Source organism: Clostridium sp. AM27-31LB, assembly GCF_003480745.1.
Lineage (GTDB): Bacteria > Bacillota > Clostridia > Lachnospirales > Lachnospiraceae > Butyribacter > Butyribacter intestini.
Genome location: NZ_QUJS01000002.1, coordinates 433,253 through 459,013 on the forward strand (window position 1 = coordinate 433,253; position 25,761 = coordinate 459,013).

Consider the following 25,761-nt stretch of genomic DNA (forward strand, 5'->3'; position numbering starts at 1 on the left):
TTTTAATAATATCCGTCAAATGCGTTTTCTATATGATGGAACATCGTACCGTTTATGGCAATAACATCAAATCTGCATGACAGTTCATCAGTTTTATATTTCTCTATCATATAATTTTGTGCTGTTTTTACTATATGAAGCTGCTTTTTCCTATCTACGGCAGACTCGCCAAGTCCAGCCTTTGAACTTTTTCTGTACTTCACTTCGACAAAGACGAGCACATCATCCTTTTTAGCAATAATATCTATTTCCCCATATCTGCAAAAATAGTTCTGCCCGACAATACTATACCCGTGTTTTTCAAGATACTCCACGGCTTTTTGTTCGTAGGCAGAACCAATCTCTCTTTTATTCATTTCTGTTATTTTCCTTTTTATCCATTACCTTGCCTTTAATCTTATCCATGGCATCGACAAATACAAGCACCTCCGCCACAACCTGATAAAGTTCAGGCGGTATATACTCTCCTATCTCAATGTTTTCAAGGCTCTTTGCCAACTTTTCATCCTTATGAACCGGTATATCTTCCTCGTTTGCCTTGTCGATTATCTTCTCGGCAAGATAACCTTTACCTGATGCGATTACCTTAGGTGCTTTATCGTGAAGTGTGTACTCAAGTGCAACCGCCGATTTATCCGGTCTTCTTTTTCCGACAACATCACGCCCATAAATCATCTTATTTCTGTTATCTGCCATACAATATCCCCCTTATATTAAAATAAACTCTCGTTATCTTCACAAAACAAATACTTTCGGCTTGATTTACGATAATACATTCAAGGTTCGCATTAATATTGCCTTATTCCTTTTAAGGTTATCACCTATACTCAATCTACAAAATTTTTGATAAATGTCTGACGATGAATAGGCGACGCACCATATTTTTTAATTGCTTCAATATGGGATTTTGAACCATATCCCTTGTGACTTGCAAAGCCGTATTCGGGATATAACTTATCCATCTCAACCATAAATCTGTCCCTAGTCACCTTTGCAAGAATACTTGCAGCAGCTATGGAAACACTTTTTGCATCACCTTTGACAATTCCTACCTGCTTTATATCTACATCCGGAATATGAACCGCATCGACCAAAAGCAAATCAGGATTTTGTTTTTCAGACATCCGACCTATCGCTTCACGCATTGCCTCATATGTCGCCTGTAAGATGTTTATATCATCTATACGCCCCTGTGATACTATTCCTATCCCATAGGCTATAGCTTTCTGTTTTATCTCATCAAAGAGTTCATCTCGTCTCTTTGCACTCAACTGTTTTGAATCGTTCAGATATAATATCTCACAATCTTTTGGCAATATTACACTTGCAGCAACTACAGGCCCCGCAAGTGGTCCTCTGCCCGCCTCGTCAATTCCCGCAATATACTCATATTCACTGTATTTATCTTCAAATTCATGCATCTTTTTAAGACGCTCAAGTTCTTCAGCCATAGCAGCCTTCTGCTTTTCGTATTTCTCTACCAGCTTCAATACGCCTTTTCTTGTATCTTTCTTACACAATTCAAGAAGACTTTCTCTTGTATCTTTATCGGCATTTTCCAGCTCTGCTTTTATCTCACTTATAGACTTCAATTCAATCCTCCAAATTCTCTAAACGGCAATATTCTAAATACGGCTTTTCCAACAATATCTTTTCTTTTAACCAGACCAACCATTTCATTTCTGCTGTCTGTACTCATGTTCCTGTTATCACCTAATACAAAATATTCGTCTTGTGCAAGTGTCTGTGGAACAGAGGCGAGTCCTGCATCCTTGATGCTTTCCTTTCCATACTTATCACTTTTTAAAGGAGTTCCATTTATATACACTCTTCCATCATCAATGCTTACTGTTTCTCCCGGAAGTGCTATTATCCTCTTTATAAAATAATCTTGTTTTCCTTTTTCCTCTTTGACTGGAAAAACTACTATGTCATATCGTTTCGGTGAACCTATAACATATGAAAATTTGTCAATTATAAGCGAATCATCATTTTCAAGTGTCGGCAGCATTGACGTACCTTCAACTGTGCTCTGAAATGCAACATTATCTATAAAAAGATGTGCCGCACCAAAGGCTATAAAGACACATAATGCTAAGAGTACCACATTACTAAAAAGCCTTTTTGGAATCGATATATATTCATCAGCTTTTTTTCTGTATATTGCCGCAATATCAGAATATGTAATATCTTCATCACCCACAGCAATACTGCTAAACCTGTCCTTTTTGGCATCTTTACGACTTATTATATCCTCTGCGATTTGTTCCCAGTTCTGCTTTTCAGACTCAGAATACTGTCTCTGATAATCCGCATCGGTTCTATATATTTTTCTGTCACAGAATCTTAAACTGTCTTCAATCTGTTCATAATCATACATCCCGACTTACTCCTAATCATATAATAATTAGTTTCGCAATCCCCGGATGCAGCGTACAGCAAACAACTTTCAGACTGCTTTGCCATACTAACCGGGAATTTCAAGACTTATCTTTCCAATCCTGCCATTTCTAAAATCATCTACAAGACATTTTGCTGCTTTATCAAGGTCATACTCTGCACCACTCTTTATGCATCCTCTTTTTATTGATATCCTCTCTAACAGTTCATTATTTGAGTCTGAATTTTCTATCTCATAAAAATCTGCTACTGCATCAGGATAATTCTTTATAAGATAATCAAGCAGCAAAAGGCTCAACTCATAGATATTATAAAGTTCATCTTTGATAGAACCTATAAATGCAAGATTTAATCCTACCTGCTGATCTTCAAATTTAGGCCAGAGAATACCAGGTGTATCAAGTAGTTCTACATTTTTATTAAGTCTTATCCACTGTTTACCTTTTGTAACACCCGGCTTGTTCCCTGTCTTTGCACATGCTTTTCCGGCAAAGCTATTTATAAAAGTAGATTTGCCGACATTTGGAATACCTACTATCATCGCTCTTATAGGACGGTTCAATATTCCTCTTTTTCTGTCACGCTCAATCTTTTCTTTACAAGCTTTCTGTATAACATCATTTACCGCTTTTACGCCCCTGCCATTCTTTGAATTGACCGTTGCGACAAAATAGCCTTTTTCTTCATAATATTTTGTCCATTTGTCAGATACCGCTTTATCGGCAAGATCATATTTATTCATGAGGAGTATTCTCGACTTCCCATTTGCAAGTGTATCTATATCAGGATTTTTGCTGCCAAAAGGCACTCTCGAATCAACCAGCTCTATAATAACATCTATCAGCTTGATATCTTCCTGCATCGCTCTCTTAGCTTTCGTCATATGTCCGGGATACCATTGAAACTGCATAAAATTATTCCTCCAAATCAGTATTAGTTATGTTCTTAATATTTTTCAATCTCCCTCACTCTCTGTTCGGTCAATTATCATTATTTTTATAGTTTAATTTATAACTCGTCCTATCTTTATAGGTTTTCTGTAATAAGCATTTGATATTTTTATTCCATCCCTGTGATTGCTCGCATGGATTATCTGTCCGTTTCCGATATACATAGCGACATGGCTTATATATCCATTATTTCCATAAAAGAACAAGTCCCCGACTTTTACATCTGATGCCTTGACCGTTTTGGTAAATGCTGCCTGCGATCTTGATACTCTCGGTATCTTATAGCCAAAATGCTCATATATCCTCATGGTAAAACCTGAGCAGTCTGTTCCGTTTGTGAGGCTTGTACCTCCCCAGACATATTTGTTTCCGAGAAACTTCATCGCATAAGCTACAAGCTTTGAATATATCGAACCCTTACCGGAGCTTCCATTATTCTGTCCTGATGATGTATCTGAACTGCTATAGGTAACAGCCTTTGATAAATCATAGTTAAACTCCAGAAAATCCTTGTTTATAAATACATCCTGTTCATCTATCGAAAGCATTATCCAGTTATTCAAATCCTGATACATCGCTTTCTTATTAACACTTTTAAGCTGTTTTTTTCCAAATGTCTTATTAAGATTTTTCTTTATATATTTTTGAAGCCATTCCTTTTTAATATCGGAATTGCCAACTGTATATTCTTCCTCCTGTGACAATGTATCACATATTTTTGAATCTATTGAAGGGAGCGTCCTCACATTTAAAGTCTTGGTATTGACTATGGCTCTTAATCTTGCCACGCTCTTTGCCCTCGACTTTGCTTTATCACCCGTCAAAAGATATTTAGACAAAACGTATCCATTAACTTTCCCTGAAACAATATGTGACCATTTACCTTTTGTCCCTTTTATATCACATCCATTGTCTTTCGTCATCTTTCCGACAACAGCCGAACTCTCTGACGCTTCCCTATGGACATTTAACGCCCCTGACACATTTGCAACACCAAGATTTTCATACTTAAATCCCGCATTTGCCAGTGTATCATATATGTTTGATTTCTTTTTAATTTTCTTCCTGTTATTCTTTTTTGCCTTAACCTGTTCTTTTCTATCATCTGTCTTCCTTTTAACAGAAGCAGAATAAAATCTGTCAAGATACACGGTCATTCCTGCAAGAGATGTCTCTCCTGTTATGGCAGCCGACTCACAGGCATCCGTCTTAAAAGAAAAAGCCATACAAAGACTTAAAAACAGAAAAGCAAAACATTTTATCGTATTTTTTCTAAACAATATTTATCCCTCACCGCAACTATTATTACCGTCCGTCTACGCTTTATACTATCATTTAAAGCCCACTAATATAATGTTATTGTACTACTAACCGTATATCATTTCAACATTTTTATCAGTCAGTTTAATGCCACATATCCTATGTTTAATAACCTTTTCCAAAATATTCATAGACTTCATGTAGAAATGACAGTGAGCCAAATACAACTATCCTGCCCGTAACACCATCTCTGGAAATGCTTGACAGTGCCTCTCTTACATTATGCTTTGCCTCAATATGTTTAATCTTATTGTCTGATATTTGAGCGGCACATTCCGCCAGTTGTTCCGACTCAAGTCCTCTCGGTGCCGGAGCATTTATCGTATATACTCTTTTTGCACGGGGAAGTGTAGTCCTTAATATCTGCTCATAGTCCTTATCTTTAAATACACCTATTATATAAATAAATTTTTCACCCGGGAAATATGCACTCAACGAATATTTTAGCAGCCTTGCCGCATCAGGATTGTGTGCACCGTCAACGATAACATAGGGATCATGCGATACAACTTCAAATCTTCCCGGCCATCTGCACATCTTAAATGCTTCTTTTATAGACTGTTTGTTTATAAGTCTGAAACCTGAGCCATATAATACTTTTGCCGCTTCAAGTGCCAATCCGGCATTGTCAAGCTGGAAAATTCCCGCCTGACTTAGTGTGAACTTTTCATTTTCATATATGAACGAAGTCTTGTCTACCGAAAATTCATATGGTCTTATATCGTCTCTTGAAAATATATTCAGATTTGCATCATGTCTCCTGCAAGTATATTTTAACTCCTCAAGACATTCAGACTCAGGTTCTATTGCAACAACAGGCACTCTGTTTTTAATAATTCCATATTTTTCTTTTGCTATCGCAAGGAGCGTGTCCCCAAGATAATCCATATGATCCATCGAAATAGATGTTATCACAGATAAAACCGGTTTTTCTACTATATTTGTCGCATCAAGCCTTCCTCCCATTCCGGTTTCAACTATCGCAACATCAACTTTCCAGTCCGCAAAGACTTTGTATGCCATAACAGTTTCTATTTCAAATGCCGTGGGAGCCTTTTTTACCTCTTTTCTTATCTCGTCCGTCTTTTCAATAAGATATGTGAGATTATCCGCAACTTCCTGTTCTGATATATATTCTTTCTGTAAACCATATATATTTCCGGTAATCTTTTGTATTTTTTCTCTATAGTCAAATAATGCAGGGGAAACATATCTTCCGACGGTGTATCCCGACATGGCTAAAATTCCGGCAATGAAATTTCCAACAGAGCCTTTACCGTTTGTCCCTGCAATATGTATTATTCTTGATTTATTTTCAGGATTTCCAACTTTATCCGCTAAATATTTTATCTGTTTAAGTGAAAGGTCACTGCCAACCTCTGTCTGCAGCTTTTCTATATAATCCGTGGCTTCACGATAATTCATTTTTACCTCATTTCCAAAATAAGAAACAAAACTGTATCGGAAACTATGTACCAACAGATATTTGTTATTATTTCAAACAAAACCTGCATTTGTCTGCCGGTACAATTCATGCTCCAATACAGTTTTGAAACCTTTTTATGTTACTGTTCACACCTTTAGTACGACCGGTAACTTTTATTATATAGCCTTCTCCTTTTATCTTTATCCTGTCAGATAACAGAATAAAAATATCTAATAATGATAGTATTTTTTAGTGCTTATTTGATAATTCTTACTTTTAATACACCATCAACTGCTGAAAGTTTATCAGCTACATCTGCTGATGACTCAGAGTCTATGTCAAATATACAATATGCATAATTTCCACGACTCTTATTTGTCATATGAGCTATATTGATGTTTGCTTCAGAGAATACATTTGTAATACGGTTAAGCATTGCAGGTACATTTTTATGGCAGACTGTAATTCTTCCCTTTGTATCACACACTCCGGCATCACAGTTTGGATAATTTACGGAATTTACGATATTTCCGTTTTCCATGTAATTTCTTATCTCATCTACAGCCATAACTGCACAGTTATCCTCTGACTCTGCTGTTGAAGCTCCAAGATGTGGTGTTGCGATTACATTTGGCATCTTCATAACTGCCGGATTCGGAAAATCAGTTACATATTTTGCAACTTTTCCTGACTCAAGAGCAGCCTTCATATCATCGTCATTTACAAGAGTATCTCTTGCCATATTTAAGATAACGACGCCATCTTTCATCTTATCAAAAGCTTCCTTATTTAACATTCCCTTTGTATCTTCAAGAAGCGGTACATGAATGGTGATATAATCACAATTCTTATAGATTTCTTCATAAGATTTAACTATCTTTACATCTCTTGAAAGAGAAAGTGCGTTGTTTACTGAAAGAAATGGATCAACTCCATAGACATCCATCTTCATACGGTTTGCAACATTGGCAACGAGAACACCAATAGCACCAAGACCGATAACACCGATCTTTTTGCCCATGAGCTCTGTTCCTGCAAACTGCTTTTTAGCTTTCTCCATATCTTTGCTGATGTTTTCATTGTCAGCATTTTCTTTTGCCCATTCGATACCTCCTACAACATCACGTGCTGCAAGAAGCATACCTGTAACAAAAAGCTCTTTGACACCATTTGCATTTGCTCCAGGAGTATTGAAAACAACAATACCCTTATCTGCACATTTGTCAAGTGGGATGTTGTTTACACCTGCACCTGCTCTTGCTACTGCACAGAGATTGTCAGAAAGCTCCATATCATGCATCGCTGCACTTCTTACTAAGACTGCGTCTGCTTCTGCAAAATCGTCTGTCTTTGTATATTCGTCAGTAAGATTGTTTAAACCTACATCTGCGATAGGATTAAGACAAGTATATTTAAACATTATGCATTCTCCTCCTCAAACTTCTTCATAAACTCAACAAGTTTCTCAACACCCTCTTTTGGCATTGCATTGTAGATACTTGCTCTCATACCGCCAACTGTACGATGACCTTTAAGATTTACGAAACCTGCTTTCTCAGCTTCTGCAACAAATTTTGCATCAAGTTCCTTGTCACCTGTTACAAATGGAACATTCATGAGAGAACGATCTTTTGCAACTACAGTACCCTTAAATAACTTGCTCTGGTCAAGGAAGTCATAGAGAATCTTTGCCTTTTCTTCGTTTCTCTTTTTCATAACTTCAAGTCCACCCATCTTTTTGAGCCACTTAAATACTTTTCCACATATGTAAATTCCGTATGCAGGTGGTGTATTATATAATGAGTCTGCGTCTGCGTGTGTCTTATACTGAAGCATTGTAGGTGTTCCCTCTAAAACATCTTCTGTAATAAGGTCTTCACGCATAATAACGATAACTACACCTGCAGGTCCGATATTTTTCTGAACTCCACCGTATATAACACCATATTTTGTTACATCTACCGGCTCAGACAAGAAGCATGAAGAAACATCTGCAACTAATGTCTTGCCCTTTGTGTTTGGAAGTTCTTTATACTTTGTTCCATATATCGTATTGTTCTCACAGATATATACATAATCTGCATCTTCAGAAATCGGCAAATCCGAACAGTCAGGAATATACGAGAATGTTTTGTCCTCAGAAGATGCTATCGCATTTGCTTTACCATATTTACAAGCTTCTTTCCATGCTTTCTTAGCCCACTGACCTGTGATAATATAGTCAGCAACCTTATTTTTCATAAGATTCATAGGAATCATAGCAAACTGCTGCGAAGCACCACCCTGGAGAAACATAACCTTGTAATTATCAGGTATGTTCATCAACTCTCTAAGATCTTTTTCTGCTGTCTTGATGATGTTGTCATATACTTTGGAACGATGGCTCATCTCCATAACCGACATTCCACTGCCCTGATAATCAAGCATCTCATCTGCAGCTTCTTTTAATACTTCTTCCGGTAATACCGCCGGACCGGCTGAAAAGTTATAAACTCTGTTCACTTTCATGTGCCTCCTTCTGTAATTAGTTACTAAATCAATATTTATATGTTTAAAGTGTCAAAAAACCATTTGCAAAACCCTAAAGCTTCCGACACTCTAAATCCAATCATTTATGTCTGACCTCCGACGATAAACTGTCATCTTTGGCATACATACAGTGTCTGTAACATATATCATTGTAAGACTTTCTCGCCATATAGTCAATCTTTAATAATTTATCTGCCATTTCAAGGTAACAGTTCAGCCATAAAAATATAATCAGTAATATCTGAGTCTGCCCATTGTATTGTTGATTATATTTCTGTTACTTTTCAAGGTCCTTCTCGTCAAAGACTTCATCCAGTCCCTTGCCCGGTGCAACCATAGGGAATACCTTGTCATCACTCTGGATAATACACTCGATTACCACAGGTTTTCCTGAAGCTATCGCCTCTTTTAATACCGGTTCAACTTCTTCCTGTTTAGTGATGCGGTACCCTTTTGCACCCATTGCTTCTGCAAGTTTGACATAGTCAACATTATTGTCGAGTACTGTATGTGAATATCTCTCGCCGTAGAACAATGTCTGCCACTGTCGTACCATACCGAGAACGCTGTTATTAAATATTATCTCGATAACAGGAATATTCTCTCTCACTGCTGTCGCTATCTCATTCATGTTCATACGGAAACATCCGTCACCTGCAATATTTACCACAGTCTTGTCAGGATTTCCGGCTTTTGCTCCTATAGCAGCCCCAAGCCCGTAACCCATAGTTCCAAGTCCGCCTGATGTTATAAGTGTATGCGGCTTCTTGTATTTATAATACTGTGCAGCCCACATCTGATGCTGTCCTACCTCGGTAGCAATGATAGCATCACCCTTTGTAACCTCATAAAGTTTTTCAACAACATAAGGACCTGTGAGTACATCATGATGGTAATTAAGCGGAAGTGCATCTTTTCTAGCAAGCACTTTATTTAACCATTCTTTATGATAAAGCTGTTCAAGTCTTGAATTGAATATATCAAGAACTGACTTTATATCACCAATGATACTGAGGTCTACTTCCACATTTTTGTTTATCTCAGCTTCATCAATATCAATCTGTATTATCTTTGCATTTTTGGCAAAACTCTTTGTGTCAGCAGCAACTCTGTCCGAAAATCTCGAACCGACAACAACAAGTGCATCACACTCTGAAACACTTAAATTTGCTGTCTTTGTTCCATGCATACCTAACATTCCGACATAATACTCGTCATTGCCGTCAAATGCCCCCTTACCCATAAGAGTATCTGTCACAGGTGCATCTACCTTTTTGACAAAATCGGCAAGCTCTTTATCGGCATCTGCGATAACTGCTCCACCACCTACAAGTATCATAGGTTTCTCTGATTTTCTTAATATCTTGATTGCTTCATCTATAGCCGTCTCGTCAATTTTTTCTGTCATTCTAGGAATAAGCTTTGGAATTTCTTTCTCGTATTCCGCAACATCACTTGTAGCATTTTTAACAATGTCTACAAGCACCGGACCAGGACGACCTGTCTTTGCTATCTCAAAAGCTCTCCTGAGTGTAGGTGCAAGGTCTTTTACATCCTTTACTATAAAGCTGTACTTTGTGATAGGTGTAGTAACTCCCGCTATATCTATCTCCTGGAAAGAATCTTTTCCAAGAAGTGAGATACCTACATTACAGGTTATCGCAACAATCGGAACTGAATCCATATATGCCGTAGCAATACCTGTTACAAGGTTTGTAGCTCCCGGACCGCTTGTCGCCATACAGACACCAACTTTTCCGGTTGAGCGTGCATATCCGTCTGCCGCATGGGAAGCTCCCTGTTCATGTGATGTAAGAACATGTCTTATCTCATCCTGATGGCGGTACAACTCATCATAAATATTTAATATGGCACCGCCCGGATAACCAAAAACCGTATCAACGCCCTGTTCTTTTAAACACTCTATAACTATCTGTGAACCTGTCAACTGCATTTTTATCTCCATTCTTCTCTAAAACTTTGTATATCTTTCTTCTATCAGATGATGCCACGGATTGCTTTATTGGCATCATATTATTTAATCTGAAGAATAGCACCCTTATCTGCTGATGTAACCATTGATGCATATCTTGCAAGATAACCTGTCTTAACCTTTGGCTCTTTAGGTGTCCATGCTTCTTTTCTCTTTGCCATTTCTTCATCAGATACTTTGACATTTATCGTATTTGCAGGTATATCTATTGCGATAATGTCCCCCTCCTCAATAAGAGCGATAGGACCGCCTACTGCCGCTTCAGGAGATACATGACCGATAGAAGCTCCTCTTGATGCTCCTGAGAAACGACCGTCAGTTATAAGTGCAACGCTTGAACCAAGTCCCATACCGGCGATAGCTGATGTAGGGTTTAACATTTCTCTCATACCAGGACCACCCTTTGGTCCCTCGTAACGGATAACTACTACATCGCCCTCAACAATCTTTCCTGATTTGATTGCATCAATGGCATCTTCCTCACAGTCAAATACTCTTGCAGGACCTTCATGTACCATCATTTCAGGTACAACTGCCGAACGCTTTACAACACAACTATCCGGTGCGATATTTCCACGGAGAACGGCAATTCCGCCTGTCTTCATATATGGGTCATCTATAGGTCTGATTATCTCAGGATTTTTGTTTTCACATCCCCTGATATTCTCTCCGACAGTCTTTCCTGTTGCAGTGATAAGGTCTGTATTTAAAAGACCTGCCTGTGCAAGTTCGTTCATAACTGCATAAATTCCGCCTGCCTCGTTAAGTTCCTCCATATAATGATGTCCTGCCGGTGCAAGATGGCAGAGGTTTGGAGTCTTTGCACTTATCTCGTTTGCAATGTCAAGATTTATCTCAACACCTGCTTCATGTGCGATTGCTGGAAGATGAAGCATTGTGTTTGTCGAACATCCGAGAGCCATATCAACTGTAAGAGCATTCATAAATGCTTCTTTTGTAAGAATATCTCTTGGACGGATGTTTTTCTCAAGAAGTTCCATAACTTTCATACCTGCGTGCTTTGCAAGTTTGATACGCTGTGAATAAACAGCAGGGATAGTACCATTTCCCTGAAGTCCCATACCAATTGCTTCAGTAAGACAGTTCATACTGTTTGCCGTGTACATTCCTGAGCATGAACCACAGGTAGGACAAGCATTGCATACATAATTGTCAACTTCCTCATCACTCATCTTTCCGGCTGCATTTGCTCCAACTGCCTCAAACATAGATGAAAGACTTGTCTTCTGACCGTTTACATGACCTGCAAGCATAGGACCGCCGCTTACAAATACGGTAGGGATATTTACTCTTGCTGCCGCCATAAGAAGTCCCGGAACATTCTTATCACAGTTTGGCACCATTACAAGTGCATCAAACTGATGTGCAAGTGCCATACACTCTGTAGAGTCTGCAATAAGATCTCTTGTAACAAGTGAGTATTTCATACCCATATGTCCCATTGCAATACCGTCACATACTGCGATAGCAGGGAAAACGATAGGAGTACCGCCTGCCATTGCAACCCCTGTCTTAACTGCTTCTACTATCTTATCTATATTCATATGACCCGGTACAATCTCATTGTATGAGCTTACGATACCTACAAGCGGTCTTTCAAGTTCTTCCTCCGTAAGACCTAATGCATTGAACAAAGATCTCTGTGGAGCTGTCTGCATACCTTTTTTTACAACATCACTTCTCATTTTGTATTCCTCCCGAAATTTTACTATATTCTCTCACAGATAAGGTCACCCATCTCAATTGTTCCTACCTGTGTCTTTCCTTCATCCATAATATCAACTGTACGGTATCCGTCTTTAAGTACCTTTTTAACTGCTGCCTCAACTGCATCCGCCTCTTTTTCAAGGTCAAATGAATAACGAAGCATCATTGCTGCTGAAAGAATAGTTGCGATAGGATTCGCCTTATCCTGTCCTGCAATGTCAGGTGCAGAACCGTGGCTAGGCTCATAAAGTCCAAGCTTTGTAGCACCAAGACTTGCTGATGACAACATTCCGATAGAACCCGTCACCATACTTGCTTCATCTGACAATATGTCACCGAACATATTTTCAGTAAGGATAACATCAAACTGCTTAGGATCACGCACAAGCTGCATAGCACAGTTGTCAACGAGCATATCCGTAAGTTCAACCTCAGGATAATCTTTAGAAACTTCCTTAACGACCTTTCTCCAGAGTCTTGAAGAATCAAGAACATTCGCCTTGTCTACGCTGCAAACCTTTTTGTTTCTCTTCATCGCAAACTCAAATCCCCATTTTGCAATGCGGCGTATTTCATTCTCATCATATGTAAGTGTATCTGTAGCCTTAAGCACACCATTTTCCTCGACTGTCTTTCTCTCTCCGAAGTAAAGTCCGCCCGTAAGCTCTCTCATAACTACAAAGTCAAAACCGCCCTCGGTAATATCCTCTTTAAGCGGACACGCACCGCTAAGTTCGTCAAAGAGAATTGCCGGACGAACATTTGCATAAAGTCCAAGACCTTTTCTTATCTTTAAAAGACCTGCCTCAGGACGCTTATCAGGTGGTAACTGATACCAGTTTGACTGACCTACATTTCCTCCGACAGCACCAAGAAGAACTGAATCACTCTCCTTTGCCGCCTGTAATGTCTCATCCGTAAGCGGCTCACCGTAAGCATCTATAGAACATCCGCCCATAAGAAGCTCCTTATACTCAAATGTATGTCCAAATTTCCCGCCAACTTTATCAAGAACCTTTCTTGCCTCTCTGACAATCTCAGGTCCAATGCCGTCACCGGCTATTACTGCAACTTTGTAGTTCATAAATCATCTTCCTTTCAGAATAATTTCATGCATGACTCTTTATAAATAATACTTTAAAGTCATAAACACTTAATAAAATATAGTATATATCAGTTATTTATTTACTGTCAAGATTTTGTTACTGTTTGCCCGTACTTCCAAAACCGCCCCTGTCAGTTTCTTCAAGCCTTTCCACCTCATTAAAGTTTATTGCAGGCTGATTCTTCATTATCCTGAACTGACATATCCTGTCATTCACATGAATCTGCGCATCTCTGACCGCAAGCACCGGCATACGCCACATATCATTGTCACCACAATATGAACCGTCAATAACGCCCATATGATTTGTCTGTATAACACCAAAATTTTTAAATGTAGAACTTCTGGGAACCACATGAGCCTCATAACCCTCAGGAAGTTTCATTCCCACTCCAAGCGGAATAAGAGCAAACTCTCCTTTTTTAAGAGAAACCTCCTCCGATGCACGAAGGTCAATCCAGTCTGATTTTCCTCCGATATATTCAAGTTTATCAATCTTGTCCGAAAAATATTTAATCTTTATTGTTTCCATGATTTCCTCCAATTTTTTAATTATATCTATTTTAAGTGATTGCAAAACTGTCTGTAACTTGTGCAAGCAACACAACATATAATTAGTTTCACAATCACCTATCATATCTCTTATAAATTATAATAATCTATAACCACCCTTTTCCTCAATAATGTGAATAATATTTCTTTCATTGAGTATCTTTTCAATATTATCTTTTATGAAATCAGGCTTGATATTGCTCGTCCGAATTTCATCTATCGGCAGCCACACCAGTTTTTCTCCGTCATCTGTCACACTCTTGCATAAACTAATATCATCATCAGGAATTTGCATACGATAATAAAATTCTATGGTATGACAGTCAAATCCGTCAATATTACCGCCGAAGCCTTTAAAAAAGTTTTCACTTACAACTGCAATAGATTGTACTTCTGCATGAATACCTGTTTCTTCAAAAACTTCTCTTTCAATACAGACATCTGATGTTTCACCCAAATGAACTCCCCCGCCGACCATATAATAATAATCATCGACAGCACATTTAACAAAAAGCATTTTATCATCGTGCAGTAAAATTCCTCCCGTGCGGTATCTGAACCAGTTATTTTCCTTTGTAAAACAACAATCGTATTTCATATCTTCCTCCTAATCTTAACAATAACCATTAAGCTATATACCAAAATCTGAATTTTATCAGACACAACAACCGGCACACCACATCAGTTTATCACATTTTCATCTTCTGTGAATATATTTTAATAAACTTTTTATATTGATGGTAACAGTTCAGCCACAAAAAGATAATTGGCGATACAATGAGCTTGTTCATTGTATTATAAATTTTCTTTTTATAATAACTGTATTGGTTTATGAAAGGAGCAAAAATATGGACACTACAACAAACGGACAGACCCCCGATATAAACGAGACACCTGTACAAAATAACGATAACATAAGTAATGAAGGTTTTTTCCAGGCTTTTGTGACAAGCTCTGTTTCGGGCAGACCTGTTGAAAATGCCTCTTTAGAGATAACATACCCCGATTTCAGCAATACCGCCATAGACAATCTTACAACCGACCAATCCGGCAAAACACCCGTCATAAAATTAAGAACTCCCCCCCTGCAATACAGCCTTACACCCCTAAGCAGCCAGCCCTACTCTGTATATAACATAATAGTGCGTGCAAGAGGTTACGAAGAAGTCGAAATAGCAGGTGCCGAGATTTTTCCAGGAGAAACTGCCATACAAAATATAAGTCTCATTCCTCTTGATGAGAGCGAACCTGAAAGTGCAGAAGTTTTTGTAATCCCGCCACATACGCTTTACGCTGAATATCCTCCAAAAATTCCTGAGGATGAGATAAAAGACATAAATGAATCAGGCGAGGTCGTTCTTAGTCGCGTGGTAATCCCCGATGGAGTGCGATTTTAACTTACTTTTTAATCCACGCTTTTCTATCAGATAAGGATATGTTCGCATATATAAATTGTTCTTTTGAAATTATCGCCGGGACTGCCTCCTCACAACATACCCATTCCTCTTTTGTTACATTTATTCTTTTACCTATCTTATAATTTATTTTTCTGGTCTTGCCCTGTTGCAAAACTCCCGTATAAATTTCATTATTTAAAATCCTTCTAACTGAGTAAGGTTTCCATACAGACACTTCCGAATTTGTAAAAGAAGTTTTATAATTGCTATTGTTCGCTTTTTTATACATATACGGTGACAATATCTTTTCCTCATTAAATGCTCTTACGATTTTTTCAGCAGAATATCCAGCAATACGCATATCAAATATCCGTTTCACGACTTTTGCCGCCACATCATCTATAACAAGCCTGTTTTTATCACTATCAGACTTTTTGTACCCGTAAACCGCAAATGCCCCTATATATTTTCCACTCTCCCTTTTTACTTTCTGCGAATATCTTACTTTACATGATATATCTCTCGCATATGAGTCGTTTAACAGATTTAACAAAGGCACTGTTATCTTTCTCTCGTGATAGTCCGCTTTGTCGCTGTCATATCCGTCGGAAACAGAAATCACACGGATGTTGTTCATAGGAAAATAATATTCTAACAATCTTCCGGTCTCAATGTAGTCTCTCCCAAGTCTTGACAGGTCTTTTACCATAATACATCTGACATTATTTTTTTCAATCCAGCCAAGCATTTTTATAAAACCCGGTCTGTTAAAATTCGTGCCCGTATATCCCTCATCAACAAACTCAGCAATATGTTTAAAATCATTTTTCAAAATAAACCGTTCAAGTAATTTCCTCTGATTTTCCACACTATTAGTAATACTACTAATAGCACTGCAGACAGCATTACCGTTTACATTAGCCATATCTTTGGAATTTAAAGTATAATCTCTTTCTCTAAGACCATCATTTTTTGATACTCTCAGATATGTAACACACTCCACCATATACGACACCCTCTCCCTAAATACAAGCCAATTTTAAAATGCAGCAATCCGGCTTCTCAATTTACTACATTCATAAACCTATCAGCAAACTGCCTATTGCTGTTACCTAAAAAGAAATTTATATACAAAAAAAAGAGCTGATAATTCATAACAGTCAGGTGCATTGTCATCCTCTTCAAAAATATTACTCTCATCCGGGATAATATCCTCTTTTAAAAAGGTATCATTTTCTTTAAAAATGCTGTCTTCTTTTCGGCAAATGATATATTTGTCTAAAATGCTATCTTCCATCAATTTTTTTTGGGAAACATTATTATCAGAAAGAAAATTTTTATGAACATCATCTTCCGAAAGAATTTCTTTTTTCATATAAGACCACCTGTGATTAAAGAGTCACCCCATTACCTAAAGATAATGGGGGTTTTCCTCAAGTTTATGCGCTCTTTATATTTTATTATGATTAATTTTGTTTATGACAATTTACAATCATATCTGCATTATCCGCAATTTTTAAAATGTCAGGAATTTTCTATCCTTACCTCCTTAATCGGTTTTAAAAATGTATCAGGTGATATCAGCTTAAGTTAAATAAATTTTCATTCACTCCTCAAACTCCTCAACAAATCGTTTCACCTCTGCCCACGCATTTTTTGATTCCTCAAGACGCTCAAGTCCCATCTGAAACACATGAAACATTTCTTCATATATCGTGATATTTGTTTTGCATCCCGCTTCTCTCGCCTTTTTCTCTGCAAGTACCGAATCACTTAAAAGCATCTCTATACCGCCTACCTGAAAGAGCATTGGTGGAAGTTTCGAAAAATCACCAAACAGCGGCGAGATATAAGGTTCTTTAGGCGAATGACCTCCGAGATATTCACCACTGTATATCATACTTTCCCTGGTATTTCCAAACAGCGGGTCAAGTGTATAATTATCGTCATATGACGCTCCTGATGCCGTAAGGTCCGTCCACGGTGACATAAGCACAAGTCCCGCCGGAAGCGGCATATCATTATCCCTCAAATACTGGCTTAAGGCAAGACTAAGTCCGCCGCCCGCCGAATCTCCGGCAATGATTATATCTCTGCCCTCATACCCCGTAGCAAGCAGCCATTTGTATGCCGCCACAGCATCATCAAGAGCCGCCGGAAAAGGATTTTTCGGTGCAACTCTGTAATCTATCGACAAAGTCTTTATACCGCCACGCATCTCACAATACTCTTTTGCAAAATTCCTATACACATTTCTCATCTTGCCAATATAACCGCCGCCATGAAGCTGAAGCACAACAAATCTGCTGCCCGTATTTTCAGGCGACAACAATTCCATTTCAAAATGCTTCATGTGTATTTTTGCAACCGAATATCCGTCCGGGCAATGCCACGGCGGCTCGACAAGTCTTCTCCTTATAGTTCCCTTTTTTATTGCAGGACCTATGATAAACCCTGATGAAACCATGTTTATAACATTTCTCACAAGTTTTGCGCGCAAACTTATATTATCAACTTCTTTAACCATAAAAACCTCACTTAATATAATTAGATTGATATTTGTAGCAAATATACTTTGCCTCTGACTGATGAAATTGCTGTCTGCTTCTGACAATAACATCATCATATATAAAATTTCCGCTTTAATTCATTTCTTGCCTTTCTGTCTCCAATAACCACGCTTGAGGTAAATAAAATAAGCGATACCAAAAAACTTGTCCACGGAAGGACAGGGCTTTGAAGTACCTTTGTAAAATAAAGTGCCATCTGAACTGCACCGAGTATAACACAAAATATCTGAAGAAGCAGATAACTCTCCCAGTTCTGCCTGTTTATTATCATACAGACTATTATTATCGCATCAAGCGTAAGCACGATAACCGGCATCCCGACACCCAACGACCAGCCTTTGTAACCAAGCACAAAATCCACAAGCATTATATAAAACAATGCACCTATAAAACCAACATACATCTTTTTAATATGTCCGTAATGATCGTTTATTATAAAATGGAGCAAACATATAACATAAATAATAGCACCTCCTGATATCGCCGACCATTTAACACCTTCAAAATTATAATAATTTATAACAATGAACACGATTTCCAGAACAATGGCAAAATAAGAAAAAATATTTACTATCCGTCTGAGTATCTTTGTTTTCTGCCTTACATCAGGATATGTGTTCTCGTTATGTTTATCATCACCCGACAAAACCATATCACACATAGGACATATCTTAGTTTTATCTTTTATTTTTATTCCGCAATTTTTACATTCAATCATAATACACCCCGTTGCTTTCTATAGAAATATCAACGCCATCTTCTACAAGTTTTCTGAAAAATCCTCTCTGAATAGCAGTATCCCTCAAAATCGAAGTAAAAGTAAATACCATCGTATCATTGTAAGAACATATTGCTCCCTTTATATTTTGTCCCGTTGATATTGAAATCATCGCATGAAAGCTTTTTATAAATGGTGAATACTCCTCGTCTATTTTTATATTTCCAATATTTGTCACAGTCGAAGTATTTGCCTTTGCTGACGAAAGATATACGAGCTTCATTGCTATCTTTTTTATAAAAAACGGAATAGACCTTAAAAGTATATTTTTTTGATTTGAAACATTGTACGAAAATAAATCTTCAAGATGTTCTTTTGTTATCTGCCCACGCAGACTTTTCTTTACAATATCCGCTATTTCCTCAAAAGAATACTCATCTTTTTCCGGCTTAAAAACAGCACTCACCATAACAAAAAAATTTCTTGTCGTCATCGAATCAAAAAACGGTCTGAGATTTACCGGCACGGCACACACTATAGGCTTATCAGACCTCATTCTTTTAAGATATTCAACATATACACTATACATAAATATAATGACAAAATACTCATTTATGCTCGTATCATATTTTTTAGCTGCCTGCTTAACCTGTTTCACGCTCATATAACCGTGCATGACGCCAAGCTCACCTCTTGAGAGCTTTTCGCCTTTTACCTCTATTGCTCTCTTTGTTTCATAGCCTTTTGCATGACCTTTTTTATAATTTTTTACATAACTGTCCTCAGTATTTAATGATGTATGCTCAGACAACCTGTTCTTCTTTACTGCCGCAATCTCCGGATATTTAAGTCTGAGATACTGATATGTGACTTCTCTTAAAAAATTAATACCGCCCATGCCATCCGCAAGCACATGAAAAACTTCAAGGTTTATTCTCTTTCTGTAATAAGTAATCCTGAACAGATAATTGTTGTTACTGTAAGGCTCAATATATCTGCAAGGAAAATCATGCTCCTTTACAACCTTTGGAGCGGGCTTGTTATTTGTCTCAAAATAATACCAAAATATTCCTTTCTGCATACATACATTAAATGTATCAAAACCCGGCAGCACCATATCCAGTGCTTTTTGTAAAAGCTCTGCGTCAACCTCCTCGGTAAGATTGACTGAAATTCGATATACATTCGTCGTCTCCTCCGAAGCAATCGCCGGGAAAAGAACTGCCGTATTATCAAGTTTTTCCCAATTTTTCTTTCTATGTCTACGCTTTTTCATAAGCTGTCCCCATTCTTAGTTACTGTGAAAGCAAATTCACTTTTTCAAAGACTTTACAAAAATTTGTCTTATTTATAGTATATACTAAAAAATAATATTTTTAAAGTATGATTTACGCACACCTGCCCCCGAATATGTAATCGTGCATGACGGTCCGCCATCTGACAGCCGTGCCAAAGATTATTATGTGACATACAAAGACTATATCAAAAATGTTGCATCCAGTGAAATCTATGCTACATGGCCTGAGGCAACCCTTACAGCAAATATCCTCGCCATACAGTCCATAACTTTAAACAGAGTTTATACGGAGTGGTACCGAAATAAAGGCTATGATTTCACAATCACCTCTTCCACCGCCTACGACCAAAAATGGATTCCCGGAAGAAATATCTTCGATAATATATCAAGGATTGTTGACAACATCTTTACAAACTACATTTCAAGACCAAATGTAAGACAGCCGCTTTTTACACAGTATTGTGATGGAAAAATGGTGTCATGCCCTGACTGGATGCGTCAGTGGGATTCAAAATATCTCGGCGACCAGGGATATTCTGCGATAGAAATACTCCGTGCATTTTACGGTAATTCCGTTTATATAAACAGTTCAACTGAAATTTCAGGAATACCATCTTCATGGCCGGGTTATGACCTGACGATAGGTGCAACCGGAAGCAAAGTTTTGCAGATGCAGCAGCAGTTAAATGTAATAGCAGATGCATATCCTCTTATACCTAAAATATCCCAGGATGGAATTTACGGTGAAAAAACTGCAAATGCAGTAAAGATATTCCAAAAAATATTTGGTCTGCCCCAAACCGGAGTAACAGATTTCCCAACATGGTATAAAATTTCTGAGATTTATGTCGGCGTGAGCAGGATTGCTGAAATGGCTTAAGCACTAATCTTTAAAAAATGAATATCTGAAAAACAGACAGACCATAATGAATAATTGCTATGGTCTGTCTTATAGTATAACAAAATATGAAGATATTAAACTCACCATTTCAAGCATAATTCCAATGTAAAGAATAAGTAAAATATTTCAAAATGCTTGTAAAAAGGCTGGTTTTTTTTCATAGATTAGCATAAAATATATACATTGATAAAAATACTTAAGGAGGGAGCATATGGCAGTTACTATTTTCGCCGCTATTGATGTCGGTTCACATGAAACATCAATGCGTATTTATGAAATATCCAAAAAATATGGTGTGCATGAAATCGAATATGTCCACCATACCGCCAGACTTGGACTTGAAACATATTCGACAAAACATATAAGCTACACCACCATAGATAAACTATGTAATATTTTAAACGGTTTTTCTGAAAAAATGAAAGAATATGACATACACGATTACATGATTATTGCTACCAGTGCATTGCGTGAAGCCGATAACAATTTAATCGTTCTTGATCAGGTAAAGCAGCGCACCGGTTTTTTAATAAAGATACTTAGCAATTCCGAACAGCGCTATCTTTGTTACAAATCATTGACACTTAAAGAAAACTCTTTTCACAGTCTTATAAAAGACGGCACACTTCTCGTCGATGTGGGAGGCGGCAGCATCCAGTTGTCACTTTACGACAAAAAAACACTTATAGCAACACAAAATATTATGCTTGGTTCGCTCAGAATACAGGAAGTTCTACAGGATATGCAATACAAGACCGATAACTATCAGAACCTTGTATATGACTATATCGCACACGGACTGCATACTTTTGTGCAGCTCTATTTAAAGAGCCGCAAAGTTAAAAATATAATAGCACTCGGAAATCAGTTGCAAAGTTTTGTTAAATATATGACGCTTCACAATTTCGGAACATTAAAGTCTGCCGATGACAAATATGAAAAAAGAAATTGTGTCAACCGCATTGAATTTGATGATTTTTACAAATCCATCACCTCAAAAACACCGGATGAACTTGCCAAAGAATTAAATACATCACTTGATAAGGCATCCCTGCTTCTTCCTATTGCCATGATATACCGCAATATTCTTGAAGAAACTGATGCAGGACAGATATGGATTTCTAAAATGACAATCTGTGACGGAATGGCAGCAGATTTTGCTGAGAAAAAGGAAAAAATCGCCCCTGCCTTTAATTTTACTGACGGCATCCTCTCCACTGCAAGAAATATTGCAGCAAGATACCGAGCTGACGAGGCACATTACCGCAATGTTGAAAAAAACTGTCTTTTATTGTTTGATGCAGTTAAAAAACTGAATAATCTCACTAAGCACGACAGGCTTTTACTTCAGATTTCTGCAATTTTGCATAACTGTGGCAATTTTATAAACATGAATGCAGTTGGTGAAAATTCATATAAAATAGTAATGTCAACTGAGATAATCGGTCTTTCACATAAAGAAAGAATGATGGTCGCATATATGGTAAGATACCTTGACTCATCTTTTCCAAAATATGCTGAGATTTCTGATGTTTTCAGCCAGCAGGAATTTATCAAGATAGCTAAATTAAATTCTATCTTACTGCTCGCTGACGCAATGGACAGAAGCCACAAGCAGAAGTTTGCAAACACTACCGTATATCTGCGAGGCTCAAATCTTTTTATCACCGGAAAAACATTGTATGATATTACACTCGAACAGGGAATTTTTGACAATACTTCAGATTTCTTTGAAGAGCTTTATGGAATTAAACCTGTTCTCAAGCAAAAAAAAGAATTTTAATCTAATTAGGATAGTGTGAAAAATATTTTTTTCACACACAAGATTTGTGTCTGCGCACACTTGACACAAACTCGATATGCCCAAAAAACGTGTGCAGAAATGAGGATTTTATGTCAGAAAATAATTATTTAAAACACGAGTATTTTTATAATAGAGAACTTAGCTGGATTTCGTTTAACTACAGGGTTTTAAGTGAAGCACAGGATAATAAACTCCCTCTTTTAGACAGACTTCGTTTCTTAGCCATAACAGCATCAAACCTTGATGAATTTTTTATGATAAGAGTTGCTTCATTAAAAGATATGGTTCAGGTTAATTACACAAAAAAAGATATTGCAGGCATGACACCGGGTGAGCAGCTTTCTGCCATCAGCAAAAAAACTCATGAGCTTGTTCACGACCAGTACGATGTGTATGGAAAGCTTATCTCCAAACTTTCAGACAACGGCATCCACCTTATCTCCCACTACGAAGAACTTGACGACAGACAGGAAAGGTATGTAAATGAATATTTCCGTTCAGAAGTATATCCTGTACTCACTCCTATGGCAGTTGACTCGGCAAGACCTTTCCCTCTCATACAAAATAAATCACTTAACATCGGTGCAATATTAAAATTTAAGCCATCAAATAAAAAAGACGGCAACGGTCATTTTCGTGAACTTTATGTCTCACATCAGGGCAAAAAACAGGGTGATAACATAAGCGATACTGATTTTGCAACAGTTCAGGTTCCATCAGGACTTCCTAGATTTGTCGAGATACCTGCAAAAAATGACGGAGATAAATGTTTTATATTGTTAGAACAGATAATTGAAAAAAATATTGATAAATTATTTGTAAACTATGAAGTATTATCAGCTTTCCCTTATCGTATAATGAGAAATGCCGACCTTTCCATCGACGAGGACGAGGCAGCCGACCTTCTTATAGAAATACAGCGACAGTTAAAAAAGAGGCAGTGGGGACAGGCGATACGACTTGAAGTTGAAGACGGTATTGACAAGAAACTTCTCAAAACCTTAAAGAAAGAATTAAACATAAGTGAGGAAGATATTTTTAAGATAAATGGTCCTCTCGACCTTACTTTCCTCTCAAAACTTGCAGGTATTGAGGGCTATGACGACCTCAAAGGAAAAGGATATACACCTCAGCCTGCAAAATGGATTGATGCAAATAAAAATATCTTTGACCAGATAAAAGAACATGATGCACTTTTAAATCATCCGTATGAGACATTTGAACCTGTTATCGAGCTTGTACGACAGGCATCAAAAGATCCAGATGTGCTTGCCATCAAACAGACACTTTACCGTGTAAGCAGCCACTCTCCTATCATTGCTTCGCTTGCGGCAGCAGCAGAAAACGGAAAACAAGTTACCGTTCTTGTCGAACTTAAAGCAAGATTTGATGAGGAAAATAATATCATTTGGGCGAGAAAGCTCGAAAAAGCAGGCTGCCATGTTATTTATGGACTTGTCGGTTTAAAGACACACAGCAAGATTACACTTGTTGTTAGGCGTGAGGAGGACGGTATCAGAAGATATGTGCATCTTGGTACCGGAAACTATAACGACAGTACGGCAAAAATATATACTGATATGGGACTTCTCACCTGCAAGAAAGCTATCGGTGAAGATGCCACTGCATTTTTCAATATGCTTTCAGGCTATTCAGAACCTGCCGCATGGAACAAACTTGCCGTAGCTCCTATCTGGCTTCGTGACAGATTTACCGAAATGATAAACAGAGAAACAGCATTTGCAAAAGCGGGCAAAAAAGCATTTATCAAAGCAAAGATGAATTCCCTCTGTGACCCCGGCATAATAGCTTCACTTTATAAAGCATCTGCCGCCGGAGTTAAAATCGACCTTGTCATCCGTGGAATATGCTGTCTTAAAACAGGAATAAAAGGCATAAGCGATAATATCACTGTCCGTTCCATCGTAGGTGATTTCCTCGAGCACAGCAGAATATTTTATTTCCACAACAATGGCTTTGAGGAGGTCTATATGGGAAGTGCTGACTGGATGCCTAGAAACCTTGACAAGCGTGTTGAAATCCTGTTCCCTGTAGAGGACGAAACACTCAAGGAAGAAATCATTCATATTCTTGATATACAATTTGCAGACAATGTAAAAGCAAGAGTAATGCAGAGTGACGGAACATACATTATCCCACCACGCAAAGTCGGTCAGAAAAAAATATGTGCACAGCAATATTTCTGCAAAGAAGCCATTGCAAATGCTAATGAAAAAAAACATCAGCACAGTGCAACATACAATACAAGTTTTGAACCGTTACTTCATATTGACGACGAAAAAAAATAAAAAATAGCATTAGTTTGTAAAAGCAAAATACTCTGGAATATACCCAAAAAGAACTTAACAAAGTTAATTTTCATAAAAAATTTAAACGCACCGGACAAAAAATCCGGTGCGTTATAAACAAAACAAGTCATTTTTTAATATTATATCTTCTATTTTCTGCTACTTGATCCAACACTTTTTATACTTGCCTTTAGTAATTCATTTATCCTTAATTGCCAAAATCCTCACACGAAACTTTTTCTTACGATATTTTCGATTCCGAAAATATCTACCGTCCATCTATCAACACCTCTTTACCTCTAAACGCAAAACCATAGTGATGAATGTTTTCTTCTTTCACTCCTCTTTTGATAAGTTCTGCATCATAGTTTTTCTCCTCTATCTGCTTTAATGCCGCTGCAACTGTTTCTTCAAGTGTGTTTTCTTTTCTAGGATTTATTACTTTAAATTCTATTACGATACCAGGGTATTTTTCATTTGTTTTATCTATCGGCTCCAGCATTATGTCATATCTTCCATAGCCGCTTTCACGGTTTGAGGTAATGATATAGTTTTCCGTCTGGTCTACCATAAGTCCTAGTACAAATCCGTGGTAAAAATTTTCTGGAGCTTTCCTATTAGATTTTTTCTTTCCAGAATCAAATGAACTAAATGTATTCAATGCTACATCATTCATGTACTCATTCATACTTTCTATATCACCACTTATGAGTGCTCTTATAAACTCATTTGTTTCATGCTTTGCGGGACTGAACCATCTGA

23 protein-coding genes and 1 pseudogene are annotated in these 25,761 nt (G+C 37.5%); 4 read left to right on the top strand and 20 right to left on the bottom strand.

The genetic code is table 11. The features are described 5' to 3' along the window. Positions 1–2: 2 nt before the first annotated feature. From DW721_RS05535 to DW721_RS05600, 14 genes are all read right to left on the bottom strand, one after another. Positions 3–356: a YraN family protein gene (locus tag DW721_RS05535; protein WP_118745092.1), complete on the bottom strand. Its 354-nt coding sequence runs from the start codon at positions 354–356 to the stop codon at positions 3–5. Beyond that, complete coding sequence (locus tag DW721_RS05540) at positions 349–696, bottom strand: EscU/YscU/HrcU family type III secretion system export apparatus switch protein (protein WP_022013977.1); 348 nt, start codon at positions 694–696, stop codon at positions 349–351. Before DW721_RS05540 ends, DW721_RS05535 begins: the two co-directional genes overlap by 8 nt. A gap of 131 nt (positions 697–827) precedes the next feature. Continuing rightward, a complete protein-coding gene (locus DW721_RS05545; protein WP_118498874.1) occupies positions 828–1,592 on the bottom strand; it encodes a ribonuclease HII in 765 nt (254 codons plus the stop codon). Then, a complete protein-coding gene (lepB, locus tag DW721_RS05550) occupies positions 1,589–2,380 on the bottom strand; it encodes a signal peptidase I (protein WP_243035957.1) in 792 nt (263 codons plus the stop codon). The genes DW721_RS05545 and lepB overlap by 4 nt, the downstream gene beginning before the upstream one ends. 87 nt (positions 2,381–2,467) lie before the next feature. Next, positions 2,468–3,310, bottom strand: a complete 843-nt coding sequence (ylqF, locus tag DW721_RS05555) for a ribosome biogenesis GTPase YlqF (protein WP_118745093.1) — start codon at positions 3,308–3,310, stop codon at positions 2,468–2,470. A 93-nt stretch (positions 3,311–3,403) separates the two neighbouring features. Then, on the bottom strand, positions 3,404–4,630 hold the full coding sequence (locus tag DW721_RS05560) for a C40 family peptidase (protein ID WP_243035958.1): 1,227 nt from the start codon (positions 4,628–4,630) through the stop codon (positions 3,404–3,406). A gap of 145 nt (positions 4,631–4,775) precedes the next feature. Continuing rightward, complete coding sequence (locus tag DW721_RS05565) at positions 4,776–6,095, bottom strand: folylpolyglutamate synthase/dihydrofolate synthase family protein (protein WP_118745094.1); 1,320 nt, start codon at positions 6,093–6,095, stop codon at positions 4,776–4,778. Between the two features lie 257 nt (positions 6,096–6,352). Beyond that, positions 6,353–7,516 (bottom strand): phosphoglycerate dehydrogenase, encoded by a 1,164-nt coding sequence (locus DW721_RS05570; RefSeq protein WP_055942850.1) that lies wholly within the window; start codon positions 7,514–7,516, stop codon positions 6,353–6,355. Then, on the bottom strand, positions 7,516–8,598 hold the full coding sequence (gene serC / locus DW721_RS05575) for a 3-phosphoserine/phosphohydroxythreonine transaminase (RefSeq protein WP_118745127.1): 1,083 nt from the start codon (positions 8,596–8,598) through the stop codon (positions 7,516–7,518). Before serC ends, DW721_RS05570 begins: the two co-directional genes overlap by 1 nt. 304 nt (positions 8,599–8,902) lie before the next feature. Next, entirely contained in the window at positions 8,903–10,579 is a 1,677-nt protein-coding gene (gene ilvB / locus DW721_RS05580) for a biosynthetic-type acetolactate synthase large subunit (protein WP_118745095.1), read from the bottom strand. 80 nt (positions 10,580–10,659) lie between these two features. Further along, the gene (gene ilvD / locus DW721_RS05585) at positions 10,660–12,324 is read right to left on the bottom strand and encodes a dihydroxy-acid dehydratase (RefSeq protein WP_022013968.1); all 1,665 of its coding nucleotides are present in this window, start codon (positions 12,322–12,324) and stop codon (positions 10,660–10,662) included. A 23-nt stretch (positions 12,325–12,347) separates the two neighbouring features. Further along, positions 12,348–13,430, bottom strand: coding sequence for a 3-isopropylmalate dehydrogenase (gene leuB, locus DW721_RS05590; RefSeq protein ID WP_055942859.1), 1,083 nt, complete (start codon positions 13,428–13,430; stop codon positions 12,348–12,350). Between the two features lie 118 nt (positions 13,431–13,548). Continuing rightward, positions 13,549–13,983: a dUTP diphosphatase gene (locus DW721_RS05595; protein WP_118745096.1), complete on the bottom strand. Its 435-nt coding sequence runs from the start codon at positions 13,981–13,983 to the stop codon at positions 13,549–13,551. Between the two features lie 117 nt (positions 13,984–14,100). Next, complete coding sequence (locus DW721_RS05600; RefSeq protein ID WP_118745097.1) at positions 14,101–14,601, bottom strand: NUDIX domain-containing protein; 501 nt, start codon at positions 14,599–14,601, stop codon at positions 14,101–14,103. Positions 14,602–14,851: 250 nt separating this feature from the next. On the opposite strand from DW721_RS05600, the gene DW721_RS05605 reads away from it, so the two are divergent. Then, entirely contained in the window at positions 14,852–15,400 is a 549-nt protein-coding gene (locus DW721_RS05605) for a carboxypeptidase-like regulatory domain-containing protein (RefSeq protein ID WP_118745098.1), read from the top strand. Position 15,401: 1 nt separating this feature from the next. On the opposite strand, the gene DW721_RS05610 is transcribed toward DW721_RS05605, so the two are convergent. From DW721_RS05610 to DW721_RS05630, 5 genes are all read right to left on the bottom strand, one after another. Next, positions 15,402–16,406, bottom strand: a complete 1,005-nt coding sequence (locus DW721_RS05610; protein ID WP_118745099.1) for a recombinase family protein — start codon at positions 16,404–16,406, stop codon at positions 15,402–15,404. A gap of 102 nt (positions 16,407–16,508) precedes the next feature. Then, positions 16,509–16,775 (bottom strand): hypothetical protein, encoded by a 267-nt coding sequence (locus DW721_RS05615; protein ID WP_118745100.1) that lies wholly within the window; start codon positions 16,773–16,775, stop codon positions 16,509–16,511. Between the two features lie 231 nt (positions 16,776–17,006). Next, positions 17,007–17,927 (bottom strand): alpha/beta hydrolase, encoded by a 921-nt coding sequence (locus DW721_RS05620; protein WP_055942876.1) that lies wholly within the window; start codon positions 17,925–17,927, stop codon positions 17,007–17,009. Between the two features lie 95 nt (positions 17,928–18,022). After that, entirely contained in the window at positions 18,023–18,688 is a 666-nt protein-coding gene (locus tag DW721_RS05625; RefSeq protein ID WP_118745101.1) for a DUF6320 domain-containing protein, read from the bottom strand. After that, on the bottom strand, positions 18,681–19,964 hold the full coding sequence (locus tag DW721_RS05630) for a hypothetical protein (protein ID WP_118745102.1): 1,284 nt from the start codon (positions 19,962–19,964) through the stop codon (positions 18,681–18,683). The genes DW721_RS05625 and DW721_RS05630 overlap by 8 nt, the downstream gene beginning before the upstream one ends. 127 nt (positions 19,965–20,091) lie before the next feature. Between DW721_RS05630 and DW721_RS05635 the strand changes: the two are divergent. The 3 genes and pseudogenes from DW721_RS05635 to DW721_RS05650 form a co-directional block, all read left to right on the top strand. Further along, positions 20,092–20,865, top strand: a pseudogene (locus DW721_RS05635) (peptidoglycan-binding domain-containing protein); the annotation flags it as partial. A gap of 232 nt (positions 20,866–21,097) precedes the next feature. Beyond that, entirely contained in the window at positions 21,098–22,669 is a 1,572-nt protein-coding gene (locus tag DW721_RS05640) for an exopolyphosphatase (RefSeq protein WP_118745103.1), read from the top strand. 110 nt (positions 22,670–22,779) lie between these two features. Continuing rightward, complete coding sequence (locus DW721_RS05650; RefSeq protein WP_118745104.1) at positions 22,780–24,999, top strand: RNA degradosome polyphosphate kinase; 2,220 nt, start codon at positions 22,780–22,782, stop codon at positions 24,997–24,999. Between the two features lie 268 nt (positions 25,000–25,267). Here DW721_RS05650 and DW721_RS05655 read toward each other — a convergent pair. After that, the coding region (locus DW721_RS05655; protein ID WP_182436224.1) for a PD-(D/E)XK nuclease domain-containing protein at positions 25,268–25,761 on the bottom strand (494 nt) is incomplete at its 5' end.